General features: G+C 74.5%; 22 protein-coding genes. 12 read left to right on the top strand and 10 right to left on the bottom strand.

Annotated features, from left to right (window positions below):
- The first annotated feature begins 304 nt into the window (after positions 1 to 304).
- The 3 genes from afsR (at position 305) to ABD954_RS19585 (ending at position 4,314) form a co-directional block, all read left to right on the top strand.
- Entirely contained in the window at positions 305 to 3,187 is a 2,883-nt protein-coding gene (afsR, locus tag ABD954_RS19595; protein ID WP_345487337.1) for an SARP-family global regulator AfsR, read from the top strand.
- A gap of 323 nt (positions 3,188 to 3,510) precedes the next feature.
- A complete protein-coding gene (locus tag ABD954_RS19590; protein WP_345487336.1) occupies positions 3,511 to 3,714 on the top strand; it encodes a hypothetical protein in 204 nt (67 codons plus the stop codon).
- A gap of 276 nt (positions 3,715 to 3,990) precedes the next feature.
- Positions 3,991 to 4,314, top strand: coding sequence for a hypothetical protein (locus tag ABD954_RS19585; RefSeq protein WP_345487335.1), 324 nt, complete (start codon positions 3,991 to 3,993; stop codon positions 4,312 to 4,314).
- On the opposite strand, the gene ABD954_RS19580 is transcribed toward ABD954_RS19585, so the two are convergent.
- Complete coding sequence (locus ABD954_RS19580) at positions 4,311 to 4,706, bottom strand: VOC family protein (RefSeq protein WP_345487334.1); 396 nt, start codon at positions 4,704 to 4,706, stop codon at positions 4,311 to 4,313. The two genes, ABD954_RS19585 and ABD954_RS19580, sit on opposite strands and share 4 nt — an antisense overlap.
- A gap of 463 nt (positions 4,707 to 5,169) precedes the next feature.
- Between ABD954_RS19580 and ABD954_RS19575 the strand changes: the two genes are divergently transcribed.
- Entirely contained in the window at positions 5,170 to 5,559 is a 390-nt protein-coding gene (locus ABD954_RS19575) for a hypothetical protein (protein WP_345487333.1), read from the top strand.
- Between the two features lie 91 nt (positions 5,560 to 5,650).
- Here ABD954_RS19575 and ABD954_RS19570 read toward each other — a convergent pair whose 3' ends face one another.
- Positions 5,651 to 7,201 (bottom strand): FadD3 family acyl-CoA ligase, encoded by a 1,551-nt coding sequence (locus tag ABD954_RS19570; protein WP_425584042.1) that lies wholly within the window; start codon positions 7,199 to 7,201, stop codon positions 5,651 to 5,653.
- Positions 7,202 to 7,311: 110 nt separating this feature from the next.
- On the opposite strand from ABD954_RS19570, the gene ABD954_RS19565 reads away from it, so the two are divergent.
- The 3 genes from ABD954_RS19565 to ABD954_RS19555 are packed head-to-tail and all read left to right on the top strand — an operon-like array spanning position 7,312 to position 9,682.
- On the top strand, positions 7,312 to 8,454 hold the full coding sequence (locus ABD954_RS19565) for a lipid-transfer protein (RefSeq protein WP_345487332.1): 1,143 nt from the start codon (positions 7,312 to 7,314) through the stop codon (positions 8,452 to 8,454).
- Between the two features lie 23 nt (positions 8,455 to 8,477).
- Positions 8,478 to 8,903, top strand: coding sequence for a Zn-ribbon domain-containing OB-fold protein (locus tag ABD954_RS19560; protein WP_345487331.1), 426 nt, complete (start codon positions 8,478 to 8,480; stop codon positions 8,901 to 8,903).
- A complete protein-coding gene (locus ABD954_RS19555) occupies positions 8,900 to 9,682 on the top strand; it encodes an enoyl-CoA hydratase/isomerase family protein (protein WP_345487330.1) in 783 nt (260 codons plus the stop codon). The genes ABD954_RS19560 and ABD954_RS19555 overlap by 4 nt, the downstream gene beginning before the upstream one ends.
- Here the strand turns inward: ABD954_RS19555 and ABD954_RS19550 are convergent.
- Complete coding sequence (locus ABD954_RS19550) at positions 9,669 to 10,259, bottom strand: hypothetical protein (protein ID WP_345487329.1); 591 nt, start codon at positions 10,257 to 10,259, stop codon at positions 9,669 to 9,671. The genes ABD954_RS19555 and ABD954_RS19550 overlap by 14 nt on opposite strands.
- Before the next feature lie 130 nt (positions 10,260 to 10,389).
- Between ABD954_RS19550 and ABD954_RS19545 the strand changes: the two genes are divergently transcribed.
- Positions 10,390 to 11,181, top strand: a complete 792-nt coding sequence (locus ABD954_RS19545) for a hypothetical protein (RefSeq protein ID WP_345487328.1) — start codon at positions 10,390 to 10,392, stop codon at positions 11,179 to 11,181.
- 29 nt (positions 11,182 to 11,210) lie between these two features.
- On the opposite strand, the gene afsK is transcribed toward ABD954_RS19545, so the two are convergent.
- A complete protein-coding gene (afsK, locus tag ABD954_RS19540; RefSeq protein WP_345487327.1) occupies positions 11,211 to 13,649 on the bottom strand; it encodes a protein serine/threonine kinase AfsK in 2,439 nt (812 codons plus the stop codon).
- A 127-nt stretch (positions 13,650 to 13,776) separates the two neighbouring features.
- Complete coding sequence (locus tag ABD954_RS19535) at positions 13,777 to 14,766, bottom strand: VOC family protein (RefSeq protein ID WP_345487326.1); 990 nt, start codon at positions 14,764 to 14,766, stop codon at positions 13,777 to 13,779.
- Between the two features lie 308 nt (positions 14,767 to 15,074).
- Here ABD954_RS19535 and ABD954_RS19530 point away from each other — a divergent pair, with 308 nt between their 5' ends.
- A complete protein-coding gene (locus ABD954_RS19530; protein ID WP_345487325.1) occupies positions 15,075 to 15,722 on the top strand; it encodes a TetR family transcriptional regulator in 648 nt (215 codons plus the stop codon).
- Between the two features lie 101 nt (positions 15,723 to 15,823).
- Here ABD954_RS19530 and ABD954_RS19525 read toward each other — a convergent pair whose 3' ends face one another.
- Both ABD954_RS19525 and ABD954_RS19520 read right to left on the bottom strand, forming a co-directional pair.
- Entirely contained in the window at positions 15,824 to 16,303 is a 480-nt protein-coding gene (locus tag ABD954_RS19525; protein WP_345487324.1) for a nitroreductase family deazaflavin-dependent oxidoreductase, read from the bottom strand.
- Positions 16,304 to 17,695, bottom strand: a complete 1,392-nt coding sequence (locus ABD954_RS19520) for an acyl-CoA dehydrogenase family protein (protein WP_345487323.1) — start codon at positions 17,693 to 17,695, stop codon at positions 16,304 to 16,306. It abuts the gene before it with no gap.
- Positions 17,696 to 17,801: 106 nt separating this feature from the next.
- Here ABD954_RS19520 and ABD954_RS19515 point away from each other — a divergent pair, with 106 nt between their 5' ends.
- The 3 genes from ABD954_RS19515 to ABD954_RS19505 all read left to right on the top strand — a co-directional run bounded on the left by ABD954_RS19515 (position 17,802) and on the right by ABD954_RS19505 (position 21,162).
- Positions 17,802 to 18,983, top strand: a complete 1,182-nt coding sequence (locus tag ABD954_RS19515) for a thiolase C-terminal domain-containing protein (RefSeq protein ID WP_345487322.1) — start codon at positions 17,802 to 17,804, stop codon at positions 18,981 to 18,983.
- A 113-nt stretch (positions 18,984 to 19,096) separates the two neighbouring features.
- On the top strand, positions 19,097 to 20,365 hold the full coding sequence (locus ABD954_RS19510) for an FAD-dependent monooxygenase (protein ID WP_345487321.1): 1,269 nt from the start codon (positions 19,097 to 19,099) through the stop codon (positions 20,363 to 20,365).
- A gap of 128 nt (positions 20,366 to 20,493) precedes the next feature.
- Positions 20,494 to 21,162 carry a pyridoxine/pyridoxamine 5'-phosphate oxidase gene (locus tag ABD954_RS19505; RefSeq protein ID WP_345487320.1) on the top strand — a complete coding sequence of 223 codons (669 nt, stop codon included), beginning with the start codon at positions 20,494 to 20,496 and terminating at the stop codon, positions 21,160 to 21,162.
- Between the two features lie 74 nt (positions 21,163 to 21,236).
- On the opposite strand, the gene ABD954_RS19500 is transcribed toward ABD954_RS19505, so the two are convergent.
- The 3 genes from ABD954_RS19500 to ABD954_RS19490 are packed head-to-tail and all read right to left on the bottom strand — an operon-like array spanning position 21,237 to position 24,243.
- Entirely contained in the window at positions 21,237 to 22,451 is a 1,215-nt protein-coding gene (locus ABD954_RS19500; RefSeq protein ID WP_345487319.1) for an ABC transporter permease, read from the bottom strand.
- Complete coding sequence (locus ABD954_RS19495; RefSeq protein ID WP_345487318.1) at positions 22,451 to 23,164, bottom strand: ABC transporter ATP-binding protein; 714 nt, start codon at positions 23,162 to 23,164, stop codon at positions 22,451 to 22,453. The genes ABD954_RS19500 and ABD954_RS19495 overlap by 1 nt, the downstream gene beginning before the upstream one ends.
- 8 nt (positions 23,165 to 23,172) lie before the next feature.
- Positions 23,173 to 24,243 (bottom strand): efflux RND transporter periplasmic adaptor subunit, encoded by a 1,071-nt coding sequence (locus ABD954_RS19490; RefSeq protein ID WP_382746032.1) that lies wholly within the window; start codon positions 24,241 to 24,243, stop codon positions 23,173 to 23,175.
- Positions 24,244 to 24,246 lie beyond the last annotated feature (3 nt).

The raw sequence follows: 24,246 nt of genomic DNA, 5'->3' as shown, positions 1-24,246 counted from the left end.
TGGGTCCGCCGGGACCGGAACCGGCGCGACGGCCGGAACCGGAACGGCCGGAGCCGCTGGAAGCGGAACCGACGGAACGGCCGGAACCGGAACCGGTACGAGCGCCGGAACCGGAATCCGGACCGGAACGGCACCCCGCGCCGACGCGCGGGGTGGCGCCGCGGTGCCCCGGGCCGCGAAGGCCGCCGCGTCCACCGACTCACCCTCCGACAGCTCACCCTCCAACAGCTCGCCCTCCGGAAACTCCCCCTCCGGAAGCTCTCCCTCCGGAAGCTCTCCCTCCGAGGCCGAGCTGCGGTTCCGCGTGCTCGGCCCCGTCCGCGCCGCCCGCGGTGACCAGGCGCTGCCCACCGGTTCGCCCCAGCAGCGCGCCCTGCTCGCCGCGCTGCTCCTGCGCGACGGCCGGACCGCCACCGCCGCCGAGCTGATCGACGCCATCTGGGGCGAGGAACCGCCCTCCCAGGCCCTCGCCGCCGTCCGCACGTACGCCTCCCGGCTGCGCAAGGTCCTCGACCCCGGCGTCCTCGTCAGCGACGCCGGCGGCTACGCCCTCCGCACCAGCCGCGCCGGCCTCGCCCTCGACCTCACCACCGCCCACGAGCTCGCCGCCGAGGCGGAGAAGCTGCGCGCCGCCGGACGGCGCGGCGAGGCCCGCGACCGCCTGAACGAGGCCCTGGCCCTGTGGGACGGCGAAGCCCTGGCCTCCGTACCCGGACCGTACGCCGAGAACCAGCGCACCCGCCTGGAGGAGTGGCGGCTCCAGCTCCTGGAGACCCGCCTCGACCTCGACCTGGAGGTCGGCGCCCACGCCGAGGCCGTCTCCGAGCTGACCGCGCTGACGGCGGCGCACCCGCTGCGCGAGCGGCTGCGGGAGCTGCTGATGCTGGCGCTCTACCGCAGCGGCCGGCAGGCCGAGGCGCTCGCCGTCTACGCCGACACCCGCCGGCTGCTCGCCGACGAGCTCGGCGTCGACCCCGCCCCGGAGCTGTCCCGGCTCCAGCAGCGCATCCTCCAGGCGGACGCCGAGCTCGCCCTCCCCGTCGAGGAGCAGGCCCCGGCCGCCGCGCCGGTGGCCCGGCCCGCCCAGCTGCCCGCCACGGTGCCGGACTTCACGGGCCGCAGCGCCTTCGTACGGGAGCTGGGCGACCGGCTCGCCACCGCCGAGGGGTCGGTCATGGCGGTCTCCGCCCTCGCCGGCATCGGCGGCGTCGGCAAGACCACCCTGGCCGTGCACGTCGCCCACGAGGCCCGGCCGCACTTCCCCGACGGGCAGCTGTACGTGGACCTCCAGGGCGCGGGCTCGCGGGCCGCCGCCCCCGAGACCGTGCTCGGCGCCTTCCTGCGCGCCCTCGGCACGCCCGACTCGGCGATCCCGGACTCCCTCGACGAACGGGCCGCGCTCTACCGCTCCACCCTGGACGGCCGCCGGGTCCTGGTGCTGCTCGACAACGCGCGGGACGCCGCCCAGATCCGCCCGCTGCTGCCCGGCACGGCCGGCTGCGCGGCGCTGGTGACCAGCCGCATCCGGATGGTCGACCTGGCCGGGGCGCACCTCGTGGACCTGGACGTGATGTCGCCCGAGGAGGCGCTCCAGCTGTTCACCCGGATCGTCGGCGAGGAGCGGGTGCGGGCGGAGCGGGAGGCGGCGCTCGACGTGGTGGCGGCGTGCGGGTTCCTGCCGCTGGCCATCCGCATCGCCGCGTCCCGGCTGGCCGCGCGCCGCACCTGGACCGTCTCCGTGCTCGCCGCCAAGCTCGCCGACGAGCGGCGCCGCCTGGACGAGCTCCAGGCCGGGGACCTCGCCGTCAAGGCGACCTTCGAACTCGGTTACGGGCAGCTGGAGCCGGCCCAGGCCCGCGCCTTCCGCCTGCTCGGCCTCGCCGACGGCCCGGACATCTCCCTGGCGGCGGCCGCCGCGGTCCTGGACCTCCCGGAGTGGGAGACGGAGGACCTCCTGGAGGCGCTGGTCGACACCTCGCTCGTCGAGTCCGCCGCGCCCGGCCGCTACCGCTACCACGACCTGGTCCGGCTCTACGCGCGTGCGTGCGCGGAACGCGACGAACAGACGCCGGTGGAGCGGGAGCTGGCGCTGTCCCGGCTCCTCGACTTCTACCTGTCGACGGCGAGCCGGGTGTACGCCATCGAGCGCCCCGGCGACCGCCTGGTCGACCACCTGGAGCCCACCCACTACGAGGGCCTCGCCTTCACCGACCGCCACGCGGCGCAGGACTGGCTCTACGCGGAGGCCAACTGCCTCCTCGCCTGCGTCCGCCAGTCCGCGAGCGACCCGCGCACGCTGCGCCGCGCGGTGGACCTGCTGTGGGCGGCGCTGGACCTGGGCGAGTCGGGTGCCAACGCGAAGGAGTTCGAGGCCGTCGGCTGCTTCGTGCGGGACGCGGCGCACGACCACGGCGACGCGCGGGCCCGGGCACGGGCGTTGATGGCGCTGGCGGGCGTCCACCACACGGCGGGCCGGTTCGAGGAAGCCGACCGTGACGCCGAGCTGGCCCTGCCGTACGCGGAGGCGGCCGGGGACCCGCTGCCCGCCTGCTGGTCCGCGAACGCCCGCGGCATCATCGCCCTGTACCAGAACCGCTTCGAGGAGGGCGAGGTGCACCTCGCCCACGCCATCGAGCGCTTCCGCAGCATCGGCGACCGTCCCGGCGAGGCGAGCGCCCTGTGCAACCTGTCCCGGATCCACCTCGCCATGGGCCGCACCGCGCAGGCGATCGCCCTCGCCGAGGAGGGCACCCGGATCTACGACTCGATGGGGCATTCGCTGCGCGGCGCCAACGGGCGGTACGCGCTGGGACTGGCGCTCACCGAGGCCAAGCAGCTGGGTGACGCCGTCGAGCGGCTGCGCGAGGCGCTGGAGGTCTTCCGGGACAGCCGGCAGCGCCTGTGGGAAGGGATGACGCTGTTCCGCCTGTCCGAGGTGGACATCGCCGCGCAACGCCACGCGCAGGCGGCGTCCAACGCCGAGATGGCGCTGACCGTGCTGCGCGGAATCGGCGGCGCGTGGCGGCGGGGCAACGTGCTGACCGTGCTCGGCCGCGCCCTCGACGGCATAGGGCAACCGGGGCGTGCCCGCGTGTGCTGGCAGGAGGCCCTCGACATCTTCGAGTCCCTCGGCGCGACGGAAGCGGCCGAGGTCCGGAGCCTGCTGGCCCCGGCGGCCGCGGCCTGACGGACCGCGCGGGGCCGGTTCGCGGAGAGAGGCCACGCGGAGAGCGGCGGCGCGAGGAACGGCCGCGCGAGCAACGGCCGGCGGGGAGGCCGGCCGGGAGCGGCTCCCGCCCTCCCTTCCTGCGCGTTCATCGTTCGTTTATCGCGGTCCGACATGCTTCTTCTTGTCGATCCGTCGCGTCGGGGGGCAGACGGGTCGCCCGGCGCGGCCGTCACTGCTGGCAACTAGGGTGATCGGCCAAGAGCGGTCCGTCCGGCTGGTCACGGGGGAGCGGCCGGACGGATCGCACCGGATCCCACCCATCAGACGCAGGAGTTGACGAGATGAGCAACCCCATCGAGCGGGACGCTGTCGTGAAGCCCCAGGACATGCACGCCACCGGCGGCACGGAGTCCGAGATCACCACGAAGGACATGCACGCCACGTCGGAGCCGGCGATCGACGCCATCACCAAGAAGGTGACGGGCACGGGCACGGGCGAGATCACGACGATGGACATGCACGCCACCACCGAGCCCGCCAAGTAGACCGCACCACACGGGGACGGTTCCGGAGACGCCATCGGGGGAGTCGCCGGGGCCGGGCGGGGCCGTACGGTACGCGGGGCTCGGGGGACGCCCGAGGGATCCGGGGGGAACCCCTGGGGCAGGGCCCGCGCGCACCGGACAGGCCCGCAGAGGAGGGGCCGGGCATGAGCCGCCCGGCCCCTCCGGCATGCCACGGCGCCCCCGGCCCTGCCGGCCGGCCCCCGCTGCCACCGCCCCGGACCACCCTCGTACCCGACACCTGAGGTGAGCCCCGCCATGCACGCCGTGGACCCATCCCCTTGGTTCGTCTGGGTCGCCCTCGGCCTGGTCGTCCTGCAGGCCGTCGCCCTCGTTCCCGTCGTCCGACGGATGCGCGGGCCCGACCCCACCGTACGCTCCGAGGCGCGACTCGACCTTCTGGAGACCGTCGGTTCGCTGCTGTTGTTCTTCGGCCTGCTGCTGAGCCTCTTCGTGGCGGAATCCCTGTTCTGGATCGCCCTCGCCGGCTTCGCGCTCATGGCCGGCGTCTACGCCGTCAAGGGCCTCCGCCTGCTCCGCGCCCGGCGCCGGGCGCGGAGTGGGCCGGAAGCCGGCTCCTAGACCTCGGCGTTCTCCACGTCCTGCGGGTACCAGCGCAGTTCGACCGTGTTGCCGTCCGGGTCCTTGACGTAGACCGACTCGGCCGAGCCGCGCGCGCCCCAGCGGGGGACCGGGCCCTCCAGGACGTCGAAGGTGCCGGAGTCGATGACCTCCTGCCAGTCGAGGGGGTCGACGACCAGGCAGATGTGGTCCACGTTGGACTCGCCGCGCGGGCGGGAGAAGAGGTCGATGACCGTGCTCTCGTCGATGCGGACGGAAGGGAAGGGCACCTCGCCGGCCCGCCACTCCTCCACCCGCTCCGGCGCGAGGCCCAGCGGGCCGGTGTAGAAGGCCAGGGCCCGCTCGACGTCGGTCACGTTGAGCACGAGGTGGTCGAAGGCTTTGACGCGCATGGGGGTGCCTTTCCGGGGCGCGGGTTCGCTGGTCCGGTTCAGGTGATCATGTCCGTCGGCGGTGATCAAGAGGCCGGCACCCGGGCTCTCCGCGCACTTCGGCCCATACGGATCACGCCAGACCGACCTGACGGATTCGGCCAGCCGGCCTCGCACCCGCGTTCGATGTGGATGATGATCGTTCACGTCCGGTACGGCAGGCGGTGGGGACCGCCCGTCGTGCGGGGCGATGCACGCCACGCGCGCGCAAGGGGGGAGGGCCCGGACCGGTCACACCGGTCCGGGCCCTTGCCGCGCGGGGGCGCCCGCACACCGAGGGGGCGTGCGCCCCCGTCACTCCATCGGAGGACGGCCGGACGCTTCCCGAGTGGCGGCGGGCGGCCGCTTCTCGTCTCGGCGGCATGGACCAGGGGACCAGGGGGTCGTCGACCAGGCCGCGCTGTGGTCGGCGTCGCTCGCCGCGGTGATCACGCTCTCGCTGGGCGAAGGACGGTACGACTGGCTGAGCTTCGCGCTCGGCGTCACGCTGGCGCTCCAGATCGCCGTCTTCTACCGCCCGACCCGTCACACGCCTGGCGACCGCGCTCAACGGGCCGTCGCCGCGGCCGGGTTCGGCGCGGTCGCGGGTCTCGTGGCGACCATGGTGCTGGCGTGGCCGGTGCAGACGGCCGTCGGGACACCGCGCCTGTGCCACCGGCTGCACGCGGCCGGCGAGGCCGACCTGGCGGACTGCGCCGGAGAGGCCGCCTATCCGTGGCTGGGGGTGGTGTGGCTGACGGCCGCGCTGGTGCTGGGCTGCTGGCACTGGGTGAGGATGGCCGACCGGACACCGCCGGAGCTCACCGGGTCCTGACCACTACGGCGGGGTTCGACGCTCAGCCGCGACAGGAACCGCTGCCACGCGGCGCGGGGGGGCCTTGGAGTGGTGTGCCCGGATACCCGGGTCACACGCCCCGCCCCCGCAGCGCCCCCTTCACCACCTTCCCGCTGGCGTTCCGCGGCAGCCGCGCCACGAATTCCACCTCGCGCGGGACCTTGTAGTTGGCCATCTCGCGGCGGGACCACGCGATCAGGTCGTCGGCCGTGAGGCGGGCGCCGGGGCGGCGGACGGCGAAGGCCTTGCCGACCTCGCCGAGGCGGGGGTCGGGGACGCCGATGACGGCGACGTCGGCGATGTCGGGATGGAGGCCGAGGAGCTGCTCGATCTCGGCGGGGTAGGCGTTGAAGCCGCCGACGATGAACATGTCCTTGATCCGGTCGGTGATCCGCAGGTTGCCCGCCTCGTCGAGGACCCCCACGTCGCCGGTGTGCAGCCAGCCGTCCCCGTCGATCGCCTCCGCCGTCGCCGCCTCGTCCTCGAAGTAGCCGCGCATCACGTGGAAGCCCCGCACCAGGACCTCGCCCGAGGGAGCCAGGCGGACCTCGGTGCCGGGGATGGCGCGGCCGGACGTCGTCGCGACCACCTCGGGCGGGTCGCCCCGGCGGCACATGGTCACGATGCCGCTCGCCTCGGAGAGGCCGTACGCTGTGAGGACCGTGCCCACGCCGAGTTCCGCGCGCAGGCGTTCGACGAGCCGGAGCGGGACCACGGCGGCGCCGGTGACGACGAGGCGGAGGGTGGACAGGTCGTACGAGGCGCGGGCCGGGTGGTCGAGGAGCGACTGGTGGAGGGTGGGCGGGCCCGGCAGCACGGAGATCCGTTCGGCGGCGATGTGGGCGAGGACGGTGTCCACGTCGAAGACCGGCTGCGGGACCATCACCGCGCCCTTCATCAGGCAGGCGATGATCCCCGCCTTGTAGCCGAAGGTGTGGAAGAAGGGGTTCACGATGAGATAGCGGTCGCCCTCGCGCAGGCCGGCGAGCTCGCTCCACACCTCGTAGCAGCGCAGGGTCTGGGCGTGGGTGATGACCGCGCCCTTGGGGCGGCCCGTCGTGCCCGAGGTGTAGAGGATGTCCGAGGGGTCCGACGGTGCCACGGCCGCCGCCCGGGCCCGCACCTCCCGGGACCCGACTCCGTTCCCCTCCGAGAGGAACGACGTCCAGGTCGTGTAGCCCTCCTCGTCCGGTGCCGCGTCGCCGAACACCACCACCCGCTCCAGGTCGGGGAGGTCGATCCCCGCGCGGCGCAGCGACGCCACGTACGAGGTGCCGAGGAAGGTGCCGGTGACGAAGAGCAGCCGGGCCCGGGAGCGGGCCAGGACGTCCGCCGCCTCCGCGCCCTTGAAGCGGGTGTTCAGGGGCACGAGGACCGCGCCCGCCGTGACCGCGCCGAGCGCGGAGACGATCCAGTCCAGGGTGTTGGGCGCCCAGACCGCCACCCGGTCCCCCGCGCGGACGCCGTCGGCCAGGCACGCGGCCGCCGCCCGTTCGACGCGGGTGCCGAGCTCGGCGTACGAGACGCGGGTGCGGCCCTCCACGACCGCCTCGCGCTCCCCGTACCGCCGCGCGGCCCAGCGCACCAACTCCGCCACCGAGCACCACTCCACAGCGCCCACCCCTCCCGCGGCCCGCGCACGAGCTAGCTGACTATCCGTCAGATTAGCTGTAGCCTGACGCCCTGTCAGCAGCGAGCAGCCAGCCGCAGCCAGCGATCGGGGAGGTCGCCGTGCTCAAGGACGCCACGGCCATCGTCGGCATAGGTCAGACACCCTTCGCCAAGCACCTCCCGGAGACCGAGAAGACCCTCGCCTGCCGGGCCGTGCTCGCCGCCCTCGACGACGCCGGCATCGCCCCCTCCGAGGTGGACGCCTTCGCCTCGTACACGATGGAGGAGACCGACGAGGTCGAGCTCGCCAAGGCCATCGGCGCCGGCGACGTCACCTTCTTCTCCCAGGCCGGCTACGGCGGCGGCGGTTCCTGCGCCACCGTCGGACACCTCGCCGCCGCCGTCGCCACCGGGCAGGCGTCCGTCGGTGTCGCCTGGCGCTCCCGCAAACGCGGCTCCGGCCCCCGCCCCTGGAAGAACACGGCCGTCCAGCTCCCCACCCCCGGCCAGTGGACCCGGCCCTTCGGGCTCCTCCGCCCCGCCGACGAGATCGGCATGCTCGCCCGCCGCTACATGCACGAGTACGGCGCCACCCGCGACCACTTCTTCAACGTCGCCCTCGCCTGCCGCAACCGGGCCAACCAGAACCCGGCCGCGATCATGTACGAGCGCCCGCTGACCCGCGAGATGTACATGACCTCCCGCTGGATCAGCGAGCCCCTCTGCCTCTTCGACAACTGCCTGGAGACCGACGGGGCGCTCGCCTGCGTGGTCGTCTCCGCCGAACGGGCCCGCGACTGCCGCCACCGGCCCGTCTACGTCCACGCCGCCGCCCAGGGCCTGCCCGCCCAGCACCACGGCATGGTCAACTACTGGAACGACGACCCGCTCTCCGGACCCGCCTGGACCGCCGCCCGCCACCTGTGGAAGCGGGCCGACTTCGGCCCCGCGGACGTGGACGTGGCCCAGATCTACGACGCCTTCACCCCGCTCGTCCCCCTCTCCCTGGAGGGCTACGGCTTCTGCGGCCGGGGCGAGGGCGCCGCCTTCACCGAGGGCGGCGCCCTGGAGATCGGCGGCCGGCTGCCCCTCAACACCGGCGGCGGCGGCCTCTCCGAGGCGTACGTCCACGGCTTCAACCTCATCAACGAAGGCGTCAAGCAGCTCCGCGGCAGCTCCACCGCCCAGGTCCCCGACGCCGCCACCTGCCTCGTCACCGCCGGCGAGGGCGTCCCCACGTCCGCGATCCTGCTGAGGAGCTGACCCGCCATGGGAGTTGAACCGCCGTGCTGACCCCCGTCGCCGACGAGGACGGCGCGCCCTTCTGGGAGTACGCCGCCAGGGGCGAGCTGCGCGTCCAGGCGTGCGCCGGCTGCGGGGAGCTCCGCTTCCCGCCCCGGCCCTGCTGCCCCCACTGCCAGTCCTTCGACAGCGCGTGGCGCCCGATGTCCGGCCGCGGCCGCATCTGGTCCTTCGTCGTCCCCCACCCCCCGCTGCTGCCCGACTACGCCGCCCAGGCCCCCTACAACGCGGTCCTCGTCGAACTCGCCGACGCCCCCCGCATCCGCCTCGCCGGCAACGTCGTCAGCTCCCCCGGCGCCCCCCTGAACTCGGTCGATCCGGCCCGGCTGCGCATCGGGGCCGCCGTGCGGGTCGCCTTCGCCGAGATCGACGGCGTCACCGTGCCCCGCTGGCTCCTGGAGCGCGGATGACGGTCACGGTCGAACGGGACGAGAGGACCGGGGTCGCCGTCGTCACCCTCGACCGGGCCGAGAAGCACAACGCGATCACCCTCGCGATGGCCCGGGCACTGGGCGAGGTGTGGCGCGGCTTCCGCCACGACGACGCGGTCCGGGCGATCGTCCTCACCGGGGCCGGCGGGCGGGCCTTCTGCACCGGGATCGACCGGGACGACGCCGTGGCGGTGCCGCAGCCCTCCTCCCCGTACACGATCGACGACCCGCTGCTCACGATCGGCCCCAAGGCCAACGACCTGTGGAAACCGGTGATCGCGGCCGTCGAGGGCATGGCCTGCGGCGGCGCCTTCTACCTGCTCGGCGAGGCCGAGTTCCTGATCGCGGGCGAGGGCGCCGAGTTCTTCGACCCGCACACCACCTACGGCATGGTCAGCGCCTTCGAGACCGTCCACATGGCGCAGCGGATGCCGTTCGGCGAGATCGCCCGGATGGCGCTGATGGGGACCGCCGAACGGATCTCGGCCCGGCGGGCGTACGAGACGGGCCTGGTCAGCGAGGTGACGCCGACGGGCGGGGCGCTGGCGGCGGCACGCGGGGCGGCGGCCGAGATCGCCGCCTGTCCGACAGGCGCCGTGCAGGGGACCGTACGGGCCCTGTGGTCGGTCAGGGAAGCCGCCCGCGCCCAGGCCCTCGCCCACGCGCCGCACCTGGTGACGCTGGGGAACCTGCCGCCCGAGCGGCAGGCGGAGCTCTTCGCCGGGAGAGGCAGGGAGCAGGGGTTCAGGAGGAGGTAGCCGAGGCGGTGGCGCCCGGGGTGGCCGGCGAAAGCTCGCGGACGTCGTAGACGTAGCAGTCCTTCACCTGGCCGACGGCCTTCGGCTTGCGCATCCTGACGTCGAAGGACTTCGACGCGTTGCCGTCGACGGAGACCACGGTCTCGGCCCGGTCCACCGCCGAGCCGCCCGCTCCCTTGAACTCCAGGACCACCTTGTACGTCTTCGACCGCGCGCTGCGCGAGGTGATCTTCAGCGTGGCGGTGGTGTCCGCCTTGCGGGCCGGCTTGCCCTTGCGCTTCTTCTGCGCGGGCTCGACGCAGTCGACGACGAAGACCTCGACGTCCGAGGTGGGGGACGAGGTCGGCGAGGGCGTGTACGAGGAGCCGTTGCCCGAGTCGCCGGAGGTGGCCCCCTCGTCGTCGTAGTCGTCGTTCTTCTTCTCGGAACTGGAACAGCCGCCGCTGCTCCTGCTCTTGCTCTTGCTCTTGCCCGACTTGCCGCTGCCGCCCTTGCCGTTCACGGTCGTCTGGAAGCCGGTCAGGGCAAGGACCACCACCGTGAGCGTCGCCGCGAGCTTCAGCCTGGTGCGGACCATGAGAACCCCACCCTTCCTCTCGTTTCGCCGTGTGCGCGTCACCCTAGCGCCGGGCCGCCGCCGCGATGGCGGGCCCCCCGGACCCGGCGTAGCGTCGAGAACGAGAGCCGGACCCGAAGGAGGCCGCTCGATGATCCGTAACATCGTCGGTTCGGTCCTGGCGCTCCTCGGAGCGACGGCCGCCGTCTGGAGCCCCTTCCGTGCCTGGTACGACGGCCGTCACGGGCGCGACTACGCGATCGATGAGCTCTTCACCGGTGTCACCGACGCCAAGGCGGAGATCATCGGTTCCCTCTTCCTGCCGTTCGCCTTCGCCGCCCTGCTCACCCTGATCGGGATCGTGCTGCGCTCCCGCGTGCTCGTCGCCGTCGCCGGCGTCGTCGTGCTCGGCTTCACCATCCTGTGGATGGTCCGGGTCGGGCAGGTCGAGGACGGCCTCTCCGTCGGGTCCGACGGGCGGGGCCTCGGCGACGGCGTCGCGACCGCCCTGGGCGGCGGGGTGCTGCTGCTCCTGGCCGCGCTCGTGATGTCGGGCCGGGGACGTCGGCACGCCACCCGTCTGGACGAGTCCCGGGGTGAGACCACGGCCGCCGCCGGTCAAGGGCAGACGTACGGGTACGAGGGGCGCGGGCACGACGGGCGCGGGCACGACGGGCAGACGTACGGGTACGAGGCACAGGGCCACGGGCGCGGGTACGAGGAGCCCGGGTACGAGGAGCCCGGGCACCACGGGCGCGGGCACGACGGGCAGACGTACGGGTACGGGGCACAGGGCCACGGGCGCGGGTACGAGGAGCCCGGGGGCCGGGGCGACGGCGGGCCGGAGTCGGCGCCGCCCCCGACCTCACCGCCGCCGTCCTCCGACCGGCCCTGGGACCCGGGCCGCGACGAGACCCCGCCGCCTCCGGAGCGCCGGGCCTGAACCCGGTCGCCCCCGCCTGGGCGACGGCGCTACGCGCCGCCCCGGTTCGTCGCCGTGCCCTTCACCGCGTCCAGCGCGTACACGCAGCGGTCCTTGCTGCACGCGTACACGACGCCGTTGCGCGCCACCGGCGAACCGGTGATCTCGCCGCCGGTCGCGAGCTTCCAGCGGAGCTGGCCGCCGCTCGCGTCCAGGGTGTAGAGCACGTGGTCGGCCGAGCCGAAGTGCACCCGGCCGTCGGCCACGACGGGGCTGCCGATCAGCTCGCCGCCCGCCGCGAACCGCCACTTCGGGGTGCCGGTGACCGCGTCGAGGGTGTAGAGCGCGCTGCCGCTGCCGACGTGGACGTTGCCCCCGGCGACGAGCACCGGCTCGACGGACTGCCGGGGCTCGGTCGCGATCCGCCAGCGGTCCTTGCCGGTGGTCGCGTCGATCGCGTACACCGTGCCCAGGTGGTCGGCGAGGTAGACCCCGCCGCCGGTGACCGCCGGTCCGGGGGCGAAGGCCGGAGGGGACAGGAACACGGCCGGCGCCTCGAAGTGCCAGCGGACGTGCCCGCTCGCGATGTCCACGGACAGCACCCGGGTACCGGCCGCCACGTACACGCAGCCGTCCTCGGCCGCGGCCACCCGCACCGGCACGTGGGCGCAGGAGGCGGCGTCGCCGATCGGGTACGACCAGCGTTCCGCGCCGGTACGGGCGTCGAGGGCCTGGAGCCGGGCGTCGCGCCACACGTACACGGTGTCGCCCCGCAGGGCGGGCCCGCCCTCGGGGGTCTCGAAGTCGGTCTGGGCGCCGGTGATCTCCCAGAGCTTGGCCCCGTTGGACGCCTCCCACGCCTGCACGCCGCCGCCGCGGGTGCCGGTGACGACGGTGCCGCGGTCCACCTGAAGGGAGTACACCCAGGCGTCCGTGTGCAGCCGCCAGCGCTCGCTGCCGTCGAGGGCGTCGAGCGCGTAGAGGGTGGGCCCGTCGGAGGCGTGGATGCGGCCGCCGGCCACCGCCATCGACCAGGCCACGTCCCGGGTCTTGAACTGGCGCCGGCCGCTGGCCGTGTCCAGGGCGTGCACCTCGAAGGAGGTGACGTAGAGCAGGTCGCCGTCGACGACGGGCGTGCCCCACACATCGTTCGACATGCGGAAACGCCAGGGCCGCCAGTGGCCGGGGCCCTCCGGCGCCGGGGTCGGCCGCGTCTCGGCGGCACCGGCCTGGCCGGGCAGCGGGCGGGAGCCGGGCGGCGGGCCGGGCTCGGCGCCGTGCGGGCCGCCGCCGGGCGGCCGGATCCAGCCGGTGGCGGTGCCGGCCGCGGCGCCGGGGGCCAGGCCGACGGCGGCGCGGGTGTCGGCGACCCGGGGGCCGGGGCCGATCGGCACGGCGGCGCCGGCGAGCCGCACGGGACCCGCGTCCGGCACCGACTCGGCGACGGAGGCCGGGCCCGCGGAGGCCGGCGAGGGCCGGGACCCGGCGGCGGGACCGGCGTGCCGGCCGCCGCCGCGCGGGTCTCCGCTCCAGTCGGCGGGCCCGCGGGGCGGGCGCGGCGGCATCGGCGGGGCGGCCGGGGGCGGCGGGGTGGCCCGCCCGCCGCGCCGGGCCTCGATCATGGCGGTGGCGCGCTGCGGCAGCCAGGCCGCCGCCGTACCGCTGTCGTCCTCGCCGGAGCCGAAGAGGTGCGGGGCGAGCTGGGCCTGGAGGTCGGCCGGGGTGGGGCGCTTGGCGACGTCCATCTGCATGCAGGACTCGATCAGCGGGCGCAGCTCGTCGGGCAGTCCTTCGAGGTCGGGGCCCTCCCGGAGCAGCATGAAGACGGTCTCGACCGGATTGGCGCCGTGGTACGGGGCGTGGCCGGTGGCGGCGAAGACCAGCATGGAGCCGAGCGAGAACACGTCGCTCGCGCCGGTGACGCTGCGCGAGTCGCGGGCCTGCTCGGGGGACATGTAGGCCGGGGTGCCGACGGCGACATTGGTCATGGTCAGGCGCGTGTTGGAGACGCCCGACGCGATGCCGAAGTCGATCACCCGGGGGCCGTCCTCGACGACGAGGACGTTGGACGGCTTGAGGTCGCGGTGGACGAGGCCGGCGCCGTGGATGGACTGCAGGGCCTCGGCGACGCCGGCCGCGAGCCAGCGCACCGCCTGGGCCGGGAGCGGCCCGCACTCGTTCACTATTTCTTCGAGGGACGGCGCCGGGACGTACGCGGTGGCGAGCCACGGCACGGCGGCGCGCGGGTCGGCGTCGACGACGGCCGCGGTGTAGAAGCCGGAGACCGCGCGGGCGGCCTCCACCTCACGGGTGAAGCGGACGCGGAACAGCTGGTCCTCGGCGAGCTCCGTCCGCACGGTCTTGATCGCCACGCGCCGCCCGGACGCCGAGCGCGCGAGATAGACGAGCCCCATTCCGCCCGCGCCGAGCCGGCCCAGCACCTCGAAGGGCCCGATCCTTCTCGGGTCGTGCTGCGTCAGCTGCTCCACTTGCCTGCCACCTCCCCGTAGGGCCATGAGGGTACGGCCCCGTGGACCCTGATTGTTCCTGTCCGGGGCGGTGGTTGCGAACCCGGGGGCGGATCGGGGTGTCACAGGTCATATCGGAAGGGGCGGCTCACAGCTCGGGGGCGGGGTGCCGGGGCTCGTCGGCCCCGCCGGTCCCGTCGGCCCCACGGGTCCCGTCGGTCCCGCCGGACTCGTGACCGGGTCCCGCGGATCCGGCGGGTTCGGCGGCGCGGCCGGGTTCCGCCGGCTCGGCAGTCGCACGGCCGGGCTCCGCGGGAGCGGCCGACGCGCCGGGTGCCGCGGGACCGGCGGGCCCGTCCTGCGCGCGGGGCTCGGCCAGGACCGCGAAGCGGGCGCCCTGGTTGTCGTGGAGGACGGCGATGCGGCCGTGGGGGGTGTCGAAGGGGTCGGTGGCGACCCGGCCGCCGAGGCGGACGGCGGTGGCGCAGGTCTCGTCGCAGTCGCGGACGGCGAAGTAGACGAGGACGTGGCCCGGCATCTCGGCGGGGAAGTCGTCGGAGATCACGGCCCGGCCGCCGAAGGCGGTGTCGTCACCCGGGCGGGAGCCGGGCGGGGACCAGACGCGGTAGTCGAAGCCGCTGCTGCGGCCCTCGGCCGCGGGGTCGGCCTGGCGGCCGAGCCAGCCGAAGACGGAGGCGTAGAAGGTGTCGACCGCCTCGGGCTCCCGCGTGTAGACCTCCATCCAGCAGAAGGCTCCGGGCTCGCCGGTGACCTCGAAGCCGTCGTCGTCGCCGGCCTGGCGCAGCCCGAAGACGGCACCGCCGGGGTCGGCCGCCAGGGCCAGGACGCCGAAGGGGCCGACCGGGTAGGGGTCCATCACCATCCGGCCGCCGGATGCCTTGACGCGGGCGGCGACGGTACCGGCGTCCTCGGTGGCCAGGTAGACGGTCCAGGTGGTCGGCATCCGCCCGTCGCGCTTGGGCAGCAGCCCGGCGACCCGGCGGCCCCCGAGGAGGGCCTCGTCGCGGTCGGGGTCGAATCTCCAGCCGAAGAGCTCGCCGTAGAAGCGCTTGCCCGCCTCGAGGTCGGGAAGCTGTGCGTCCACCCAGCACGGGGTGCCCTGTGTGCGTACGGCCATGCCTCCAGAATGGGGTCGGGACCACCGCCCCGCACCCCCCGAAATCGAACATATACGCCTTTAGGGGGGCGGGAGCCCTTGTCCCGCCTGGGTTGTCCACCGAAGTTGTCCACAGGCTGTTAATAAGCCCATCGGGGATCGGGGACCTCCCGGAGGGGTCGGGAGGGGGCCCGGCGGAGATCCCCGAGGCGCCCCTGAGGGGCGTCGGAAGGTCCGCGCAGAGGGCCCGGAGAGCCTTCCCGAGGGGGGTGCACCCCATTTGCAGTCGGCCGAATCGCGCGCCGATCACCCCTCGGTAAGCTGACGGCATGACAGGACAAGTACGCACCGTCGACGGCCGCGTGGCCGGACGACGCGGCCAGGCGACGCGGCAGAAGCTGCTCGACTGCCTCGGCGAGATGCTCAGCTCCTCGCCCTACCGGGACGTCAAGGTCATCGACGTGGCCCGGAAGGCGGGTACTTCACCCGCGACGTTCTACCAGTACTTCCCTGACGTCGAGGGCGCCGTCCTCGAGATCGCGGAGGAAATGGCCAAGGAAGGCGCCGGGTTGACCGAACTGGTCTCCGGACGCTCCTGGGTCGGCAAGGCCGGCTGGCAGACCTCCGAGGAACTGGTCGAGGGATTCCTGGACTTCTGGCGCAGGCACGACGCGATCCTGAGGGTGGTGGACCTCGGGGCGGCGGAGGGCGACAAGCGCTTCTACAAGATCCGCATGAAGATCCTCAACTCGGTCACCAACTCCCTCACGGACGCGGTGAAGGAGCTCCAGGCGAAGGGCAAGGTCGACAAGGACGTCAGCCCCGCCGCGATGGCGGGCTCCCTGGTGGCGATGCTGGCGGCGGTCGCCGGCCACCAGAAGGGCTTCCAGACCTGGGGCGTCAAGCAGGCCGAACTCAAGCCGAACCTGGCCCTGTTGGTGCATCTCGGAATCACGGGGAAGAGGCCGACGAAGTAACCCCGCCGAGCGTCCCGCTCCTTCACCCGTCCTGTCGCGCCGACGGCGGTCCCGTGTCCGTACGGGAGACCGCCGTCGGCGTTCTTGTGTCCCGGCTCCGCTCAGTGCCGACCGGTCCTGGTGAGCCGGAAGAGCCGGATCTCCCGCTCGACGCGTGCCTGGTACGCCGCGTACGGCGGCCAGAAGGCGAGCGCGGTGCGCCACGCCTCGGCCCGCTCCTCCCCGGCGAGCAGCCGGGCCCGTACGGGAAGGCTCTCGCCGCGCCAGCTGACCTCGGCGTCCGGGTGGGCGAGCAGGTTCGCCGTCCAGGCCGGGTGCCCCGGACGGCCGAAGTTGGAACCGATGAGCAGCCAGGTCCCGTCGGCCTCCGGCACGCAGGCGAGCGGCGTCACGCGGGGCTGCCCGGTCCTGGCGCCCCTGGCGGTGAGGACCAGGCCCGGCAGCATGCGGGCGCTCGGCAGCACCCTGCCCCGGGTGAGCCGGTGGACGGTCCGGTCCAGGGCGGGGACGACGTGCGGGGCGACCCGGGCGAAGGCGCGGGTCGCGGAGACCCTCTGAATCAGACGCAGCCCGACGGCCATCTAGGCCACCTCCCCGGAGACCGGGCCGCCGGCGCTGCCTCCGGCCGGGCCGCCGCCGAAGAGGGCCGCGGCCGGGTCGCCGTCGAAGAGTCCGGCCCGTGCGGCGGCGTGGGCGCGCAGGCGCGGGGCGGGGCCGAAGAGGAGCTCGTCGGCGGCGGCGCGCTTGAAGTAGAGGTGGGCGTCGTGCTCCCAGGTGATGCCGAGGCCGCCGTGCAGCTGGACGGTCTCGGCGGCGGCGGCGCGCTGGGCGTCCAGGGCCTGGGCGAGGGCGAGCGCGGCGGAGACGCGGTCCTCCTCGTGGGCCGCGCACAGGGTGAGGGAGCGGGCGGACTCGATCTGGACGAGGAGGTCGGCGAGGCGGTGTTTGACCGCCTGGAAGGAACCGATGGGGCGGCCGAACTGTTCGCGGGTGACGACGTGTTCCACGGTGCGGTCGAGGGCGCCGCGGGCAGCGCCGACCGCCTCGGCGGCGAGCATCACGGCGGCATGGCGCCCGGTCGCGGCGAGGGCGGCGAGGGCGTCGACCGGTTCCTCGCCCAGCAATTGCGCGGGCACGTCCCTGAGTTGGACGGTGGCCTGGGAGCGGGTGAGGTCCAGGGTGGGCTCCCGGCGCCGCACGAGACCGTTCACCCCCGCCGTGCCCTTCACCCCCGCCGTGCCCTTCACCCCCGCCGTGCCCTTCTCCCTCGCCGAGCCCGCCGCACCCTTCTCCCCCGCCGAGCCCGACGCGCCCTCCCGGTTCGCCGCGCCCTTCCCGTCCGTCCCGTCCGCCCGTACGAGGAAGAGCAGGGTCCGGCTGCGCGGGAAGCCGCCGGTGTGGGCGGCGACCAGGAGCAGTCCGGCGCTGTGCCCGTCGAGGACGTGGTCGGCCTGCCCGTACAGCGACCAGTGATCGGCGCCGGGCGCCCGGGTGGCCTGGACGCCGCCGGAGCGGCCGCCGCCCGCCCAGGGCGTGGCGGTGTTGTCGCCGGTGAGGCCGAGGGCGAGCGGGAGGGAGCCGCCGGGGAGGGCGAGGGCGCAGGTGAGGGTGCCGTTCGCGATGCGGGGCAGGAGTCCGGCGCGCTGCCGGGGGGTGCCGAGGGCGGCGATCAGCGGGGCGGCGAGGACGCCGGTGGCGAGCAGCGGGGAGGGGGCGAGGACGCGGCCGGTCTCCTCGCAGGCGAGGGCGAGATCGACGGGGCCGCCGCCGACGCCCCCGTACTCCTCGGGCAGGGCGAGTCCGGGCAGTCCGAGGGCGCCGGCCAGGGTGGCCCAGAGTTCCGTGTCGTATCCCTCGGGGGTGGTGACGGCGGCGCGGGTCGCGGCCGGTCCGGCGCGCTGGGCGAGCAGGTCGCGCAGGGTGCGGCGGATCTCCCGCTGTTCTTCGGTGACGGTGACGGCGGCGGTACGCATGGGGCTCCCCTCCGTATCTGACGGGGCGTCATGCTAGGCCGGTGCGGGGCGGAAGCCCAGTGCGACGGGACTCCCGATCCAGGGAATCTGATGTACCGTCAGATTTATGTCCACCACCTCGCGGAACCGCCGATCGCCGTCGCGCCGGCGTCGCGTGGCCGCCGTCGGCGTCTCCCTCTCCGACTGCGGCCGGGTCGACGAGGCCACCCCCTACAGCCTGCACGCCCAGGCCGCCCGCCGCGCCCTCGCGGACAGCGGCCTCGACCGCTCCCTCGTCGACGGCCTCGCCTCGGCGGGCCTCGGCACCCTGGCACCGGTGGAGGTCGCCGAGTACCTGGGGCTGCGGCCCCGCTGGGTGGACTCCACCGCCGTCGGCGGCGCCACCTGGGAGGTCATGGCCGCGCACGCCGCCGACGCGATCGGAGCCGGCCGCGCGAACGCCGTCCTGCTCGTCTACGGCTCCACCGCCCGCGCCGACATCCGGGCGGGCCGGCGCACCGGCAATCTGTCCTTCGGGGCGCGCGGCCCGCTGCAGTTCGAGGTGCCGTACGGCCACAGCCTGATCGCCAAGTACGCGATGGCGGCCCGCCGGCACATGCACGAGTACGGCACGACCCTGGAGCAGCTGGCCGAGGTGGCGGTCCGGGCGCGGGCGCACGCGGCGCTCAACCCGGAGGCGATGTTCCGGGAACCGATCACGGTCGACGACGTGCTCGACGGCCCGGTGATCGCGGACCCGTTCACCAAGCTGCACTGCTGCATCCGCAGCGACGGGGGCTGCGCGGTGCTGCTCGCGGCCGAGGAGTACGTCCCCGACACCGCGAAGGCGCCGGTGTGGGTGCTCGGCACGGGCGAGTACGTCTCGCACGCCGCGATGTCGGAGTGGGAGGACTTCACGGTCTCCCCGGCGGCGGTCAGCGGCCGGCTCGCTTTCGAGCGGGCGGGCGTGGGCCCGGGGGACATCGAACTGGCCCAGATCTACGACGCGTTCACCTACATGACGCTGGTCACCCTGGAGGACCTGGGCTTCTGCGCCAAGGGCGAGGGCGGCGCGTTCTTCGCGCAGGAGGACCGGCTGCCGGTGAACACCGACGGCGGCGGGCTCTCGGCCTGCCACCCGGGGATGCGGGGCCTGTTCCTGCTGGTCGAGGCGGTGCGGCAGCTGCGCGGCGAGGCGCCGGGACTCCAGGTCAGGCGGCCGGACGGTGCGCTGCCGGAGCTGGCGGTGGCATCGGGGACGGGCGGCTGGTTCTGCTCCTCCGGGACGGTGGTGCTCGGCCGGGGCTGAGGTCCGCCGACAGGACTTATACAAGCGTCATAGACAGCCGTGTAGGACGTCCGTATAGTCGCCGGTGCGGGCCGGTACGGCCCCGCGCCGGCCCCGCGACCAGGAGTCCCGCCATGACGCGCCCGCCCGTGAACAAGACCGTCCTGATCTCCGGCGCCTCGGTCGCCGGGCCCGCCCTGGCCCTGCGGCTCCACCGCCACGGCTTCGTCCCCACCGTCGTCGAGCGTGCCCCCGCGCTGCGCACCGGCGGCTACAAGGTCGACATCCGCGGCACGGCGGTCGAGGTCTGCCGCCGGATGGGCGTCCTCGACGCGATCCGCGCCGACTCCACGGACATGGCCGGCGGTTCGTACGTCGACGGCGACGGCCGCACCATCGGCGAACTGCCCGCCGACGTCTTCGGCGGCCGGGTCGAGGGGGACGACGAGATCATGCGCGGTGCGCTCGCCCGGATCCTCCACGAGCGCACGCGCGACGACGTCGAGTACCTCTTCGGCGACTCCGTCGCCGCCCTGCACGACGACGGCGACGGAGTCGACGTCACCTTCGAGAGCGGCACCCGGCGCCGCTTCGACCTGGTGGTCGGCGCGGACGGCCTGCACTCGCACACCCGGCGGCTCGTCTTCGGCGACGAACGGCGGTTCAGGCGGCACCTGGGCGCGTACATCTCGATCTTCACGGCCCCCGACCACCTGGGCCTGGAGCGCTGGGAGACGTACCACGCCCTGCCGGGCAAGCTCGTGTGCGTCTACCGCTCGGCCGGCGAGACGGACGCGAAGAACCTCTTCGTCTTCCGCGCGCCGACCGAGCTCTCCTTCCACCACCGCGACGTCACGGCTCAGAAGCGCCTGCTCGCGGACGCGTTCGCGGGCGACGGATGGGAGGTTCCCCGGCTCCTGGGCCACGCGGCCGACGCCGACGACTTCTACCTCGACTCCCTCAGCCTGATCGAGATGGACCGCTGGTCCCGCGGCCGCGTCGTCCTCGTCGGCGACGCCGCCCACTGCGCCTCCCCCGCCTCCGGCCAGGGCACCGGCCTCGCCCTCACCGGCGCCTACGTCCTGGCGGGCGAACTGGCGGCGGCGGGCGGCGACCACCGCGCGGCGTTCGAGGAGTACGAGCGCGTGATGCGACCGGGAGTCGAGCAGAACCAGCGGCTGGCGGAGGGCTTCGTGAAGGAGATGACCCTGGACACGAAGCGGAAGATCGCCCTGCGGATGTTCATGGTGCGGACGCTGCCGAAGACGCCCTGGCGGAACCTGATCGCGAAGAAGATCCGCGACGACATCCAGAAGGCCGCGAACGCGGTCCCGCTGAAGGACTACCCGGCAGGCGGAACCCTCCGGGCGGACGCCTCGACGGGGGCCCGAACGGGCGCCTGAACGGGTGCGGGAACGGGTGCCGGAACGGGTTCGCATGCGCTTCCGGGGCCCGCCGTACCGCGCCGGCTGATCCCCCGCCCCGCGCCGTTTGCCGCGCCGCCCCGCCGCAGGGCCTCATGATGGACGCCATGGACGACGAACGGCGTTTTCAGGAGGCCCTGCGGTCCGTACGGGTCTGGGACACCGAGCTGCCCGGCTTCGATCCGGCCGACGTGCCGGAGGAGCCGGTCGCGCTCTTCCACAGGTGGTTCGCGGACGCGGTGGCGGCCGGGGTCGTGGAGCCGAGCACGATGGCGGTGGCGACGGCGGACGCGGACGGGCGGCCCGACGTGCGGACGGTGATCCTGCACGACGTGGACGCCCGCGGCTGGCACTTCGCCTCGCACGCGGGAAGCGCGAAGGGCCGCCAGCTCGCCGCCCGACCCGAGGCTGCGCTGCACTTCTACTGGGCCGGACAGGGCCGCCAGGTGCGGGTGCGGGGCCGGGTGGTCACCGGGACGCCCGAGGAGGCGTACGCGGACCTGCACGCCCGGACCACCGGGGCCCTGGCCTCGGCGCTGGTGAGCCGGCAGAGCGAGGTCCTCGGCTCCCTCGACGAACTGGAACGGGCCAGCGCCGCGGCCTGGGAGCGGGCCCGGCAGGACCCGGAGGCTCCCGCCCCCAGCTGGACGCTCTACGTGGTGGAGCCGGCGGAGGTCGAGTTCTTCCAGGGCGACCAGGACCGCCGGCACGTACGGCTGCGCTACCGGCGGCCGCCGCAGGGCGACGGCTGGATGCGCGAGCTGCTCTGGCCCTGAGGGGTCCTCGCCCAGCGGCTTTGCACGAGGAGGGGGCCCGCCCGCCGGCAGGCCCCCTCCTCGTCTCCCCTCCCCTACGCGGCCGCCAGCGCGAGCGTCGGCGACTGCCGCGAGGCCCGCACCGCCGGGTAGAGGCCCGCCACCGTGCCGATCGCCAGCGTCGCGGCGAAACCGCCCGCCGCCGCCCAGGGCGGGACCACCCAGGGCAGGCCGCCGGTGGCCGCGTACACCGCCGTCGCCGCCGCGCCCAGGGCCACGCCGGCGAGGCCGCCGAGGCCCGAGAGCATCAGCGACTCCGTCACGAACTGGACGCGGATCTGTCCCCGGGTCGCGCCCAGCGAACGGCGCAGACCGATCTCGTGGCGGCGCTCCAGGACGGAGATGATCATGGTGTTGGCGACGCCGACGCCGCCGACGAGCAGCGCGATCCCGCCGAGGCCCAGGAGCAGGGTGGAGAACGCTCCCTCCGTCGCCGCCTTCGCCTTCAGCGCCGAGGACGGGTCACCGACGGCCACGTTCTGCGGGCTGCGCGGGTCGATCGTCGGGGCGAGCAGCCGCTGCACCTCTTGTACGGACGCGTCCGTGGACCGCTCGTACACCGCCGTCGGGTGTCCGTCGAAGCCCAGCAGCCGCTGGGCGCCCTCCCAGCCGACCAGGGCGGAGCGCTCGATCTCCGGGGCGAGCGGCAGCGGCCGGAGGATGCCGACGACGGTGAAGTACCGGTCGTCGATCCAGACCTGGCGCCCGGGCCGGTCGATGCCGAGCCGTTCGGCGGCGACGTGTCCCAGCACCACCGACGGATAGCGGCCGTTGGCGGCGTTCAGCCACGTGCCGGACGCCATCGTGCCGCGCAGCACCCCGAGCAGCCCCTCCGTCGCCGCCTTCACCGAGAGGCCGCCGGTCTCGCCCTTGGGGATCTTCTCGGAGCGCCGCACCGAACGTTCCAGGTCGCCCGTCCCGCCGGCCTCCTCCACGCCCTGGATGCGGCCGACCATGCCGACGGCGTCCTTCGGCAGCTTGATCTGCTGTCCGCTGAACATCCCCTCGCCCGGCTTCGCGACCAGCATGTTCGTGCCGAGCGCGTCGAGCTGCCGCAGCAACTGCGCCTGGCTGGAGGCCGAGATGCCGACCACCGCGATCATCGTCGCGATGCCGATGGCGATGCCGAGCGCGGACAGCACCACGCGGACGGGCCTGCTGCGCAGCCCGGCGGAGCCGACGTGCAGGACGTCGCGCGGGCCGAGCCGGGCGGCCTTCAGGGAGCGCGCACGGGCGCGCGAACCGGCCATCAGGCGGCGGCCTTTGCTCGGGCCGTGTCGGCGACCACCCGGCCGTCCCTGATCCGGACCTGGCGCGGCAGCCGTCCCGCGATCTCGGCGTCGTGCGTGATGACGGCGATCGTGGCGCCCTCCTCGTTCAGGGTGTGCAGCAGCTCCATGACGGCCTCGCCGGACGCCGAGTCCAGCGCGCCCGTCGGCTCGTCGGCCAGCAGGAGATCGGGCTGTCCCACCACCGCGCGGGCGATCGCGACGCGCTGTTTCTGGCCGCCGGACAGTTCGTGCGGCCGGTGGTGCATGCGGTCGGCGAGCCCGACCCGGGCCAGCGCGTCGGCGGCCATGCGCCGGCGGCGGGCCCGGGGCAGCCCGGAGTAGAGCAGTCCCTCGGCGACGTTCTCCACCGCACCGACGCCGGGCACGAGGTGGAAGGCCTGGAAGACGAACCCGATGTGGCGGGCGCGCAGGGCGGACAGCCGCCGGTCGGTGAGCGTGGCGACGTCGTGTCCGGCGATGGCGACGGTGCCGGAGGTCGGCCGGTCCAGGGTGCCGACGATGTGCAGCAGGGTCGACTTGCCCGATCCCGAAGGTCCGACGATGCCGAGCAACTCCCCTTCCGCGACGGTGAGGTCGACGCCGTCGAGGGCGCGGACACCGCCCGCGTACTGCTTCACGACGCCTTCGAGTTCCACGACGTTCTTCACGGCCCCGGACGCGGGGGCGGTCATCGGCGCGGTCATACGGACGGCACCCCGACCTTCATGCCCTCGCGCAGGCCGCCGCCGCTGATCTCGACCCGGCCCTGGGCGAACATGCCGAGCTCGACCTTCACGTCCCTGGTCCCGCCGCCGTCGACGACCTGGACGCCGAAGCCGCCGCCGGGCAGCGCGAGCAGGGCGTTGACGGGCACGGAGAGGACGTCCCGGCGGGTCTCGCCGGTGAGATCGACGGTGACCGGGGACTGGTCGACGCCCGTGGCCTTCTCCGGGTCGTCGAAGGAGACCGTGATGTCGATCTTCGGGGTCTTGTCCTGCGGGTCGTCGCCGGCCGTCGCGGTCTTCCCGGCGGCCGACACCCTGCCCGGCAGCCGGGTGCCGTCGGGCAGGGTGACCGTGACCCGGGTGCCGACCTTCGCCGAACCGGCCTCCGCCGCCGGCACCTCGAAGCCGACCACCCGCTCGGAACCGGTCACCGTCAGGACCGGGGAGCCCGCCGTGACCCGGTCGCCGGGCGCGAGGCGGCCGTCGGCCGAGGCGCCCGCCTCCTTGACCCGTACCGCGCTGCCCGCGAAGGCGATCCGGTCCGGGCCGAGGGTGCCGGTCCGCTTCAGGCCGTGGGCCTTCTGCCAGCGCTTGACGGCGGCGGCCGTCTTCGCCGTGTACTCCTCGTCGACGTCGAAGCCGGTGTATCCGAGGGCGGCCAGGTTCTCCTCCAGCTGGCGCACGTCGGTGCCCCGGTCGCCCGTCTTCAGGGTCCGGTACATGGGCTCGTTCCCGTACATCAGCAGCACCGGCCCGCCGTCGACCTCGTAGAGCCGCTCGTCCCGCTCGACGACCGAGCCGGGCGCCGCGAGCCAGGTCAGGGTGCCGCCCGCCACCCCCGCGTTGATCTTCCGCTCGCCGAGGTGGCCCAGGGTGCCGTCCTGCTGGGAGCTGTCGCTGAGGTCGCCCCGGGTGACCGGGGCGGTGGCCGGCGGCATCGCGCGGGAGCCCGCGGAGGGGGGCGGGGGGCCACCCGGGGCCGCGGTGAGGGCGGTGACGGCGGCCCCGCCGCCCGCCACGGCGACGATCGCCACGAGGGCGAGCACCAG

The sequence above is a fragment of the Streptomyces roseoviridis genome (assembly GCF_039535235.1).
Classification (GTDB): domain Bacteria; phylum Actinomycetota; class Actinomycetes; order Streptomycetales; family Streptomycetaceae; genus Streptomyces; species Streptomyces roseoviridis.
This window is presented reverse-complemented; position numbering and strand designations above follow the sequence as displayed.

Excerpts from the sequence above, each read along its gene's own strand:
- ABD954_RS19505 (WP_345487320.1), top strand. The coding sequence starts at position 20,494 with ATGGACGACGAACGGCGTTTTCAGGAGGCCCTGCGGTCCGTACGGGTC.
- ABD954_RS19530 (WP_345487325.1), top strand. The coding sequence starts at position 15,075 with ATGACAGGACAAGTACGCACCGTCGACGGCCGCGTGGCCGGACGACGC.
- ABD954_RS19535 (WP_345487326.1), bottom strand. The coding sequence starts at position 14,766 with ATGGCCGTACGCACACAGGGCACCCCGTGCTGGGTGGACGCACAGCTT.
- ABD954_RS19545 (WP_345487328.1), top strand. The coding sequence starts at position 10,390 with ATGATCCGTAACATCGTCGGTTCGGTCCTGGCGCTCCTCGGAGCGACG.
- ABD954_RS19585 (WP_345487335.1), top strand. The coding sequence starts at position 3,991 with ATGCACGCCGTGGACCCATCCCCTTGGTTCGTCTGGGTCGCCCTCGGC.
- ABD954_RS19500 (WP_345487319.1), bottom strand. The coding sequence starts at position 22,451 with ATGGCCGGTTCGCGCGCCCGTGCGCGCTCCCTGAAGGCCGCCCGGCTC.
- ABD954_RS19510 (WP_345487321.1), top strand. The coding sequence starts at position 19,097 with ATGACGCGCCCGCCCGTGAACAAGACCGTCCTGATCTCCGGCGCCTCG.
- ABD954_RS19550 (WP_345487329.1), bottom strand. The coding sequence starts at position 10,259 with ATGGTCCGCACCAGGCTGAAGCTCGCGGCGACGCTCACGGTGGTGGTC.
- ABD954_RS19580 (WP_345487334.1), bottom strand. The coding sequence starts at position 4,706 with ATGCGCGTCAAAGCCTTCGACCACCTCGTGCTCAACGTGACCGACGTC.
- ABD954_RS19590 (WP_345487336.1), top strand. The coding sequence starts at position 3,511 with ATGAGCAACCCCATCGAGCGGGACGCTGTCGTGAAGCCCCAGGACATG.
- ABD954_RS19525 (WP_345487324.1), bottom strand. The coding sequence starts at position 16,303 with ATGGCCGTCGGGCTGCGTCTGATTCAGAGGGTCTCCGCGACCCGCGCC.
- ABD954_RS19515 (WP_345487322.1), top strand. The coding sequence starts at position 17,802 with ATGTCCACCACCTCGCGGAACCGCCGATCGCCGTCGCGCCGGCGTCGC.
- ABD954_RS19555 (WP_345487330.1), top strand. The coding sequence starts at position 8,900 with ATGACGGTCACGGTCGAACGGGACGAGAGGACCGGGGTCGCCGTCGTC.
- ABD954_RS19520 (WP_345487323.1), bottom strand. The coding sequence starts at position 17,695 with ATGCGTACCGCCGCCGTCACCGTCACCGAAGAACAGCGGGAGATCCGC.
- ABD954_RS19495 (WP_345487318.1), bottom strand. The coding sequence starts at position 23,164 with ATGACCGCCCCCGCGTCCGGGGCCGTGAAGAACGTCGTGGAACTCGAA.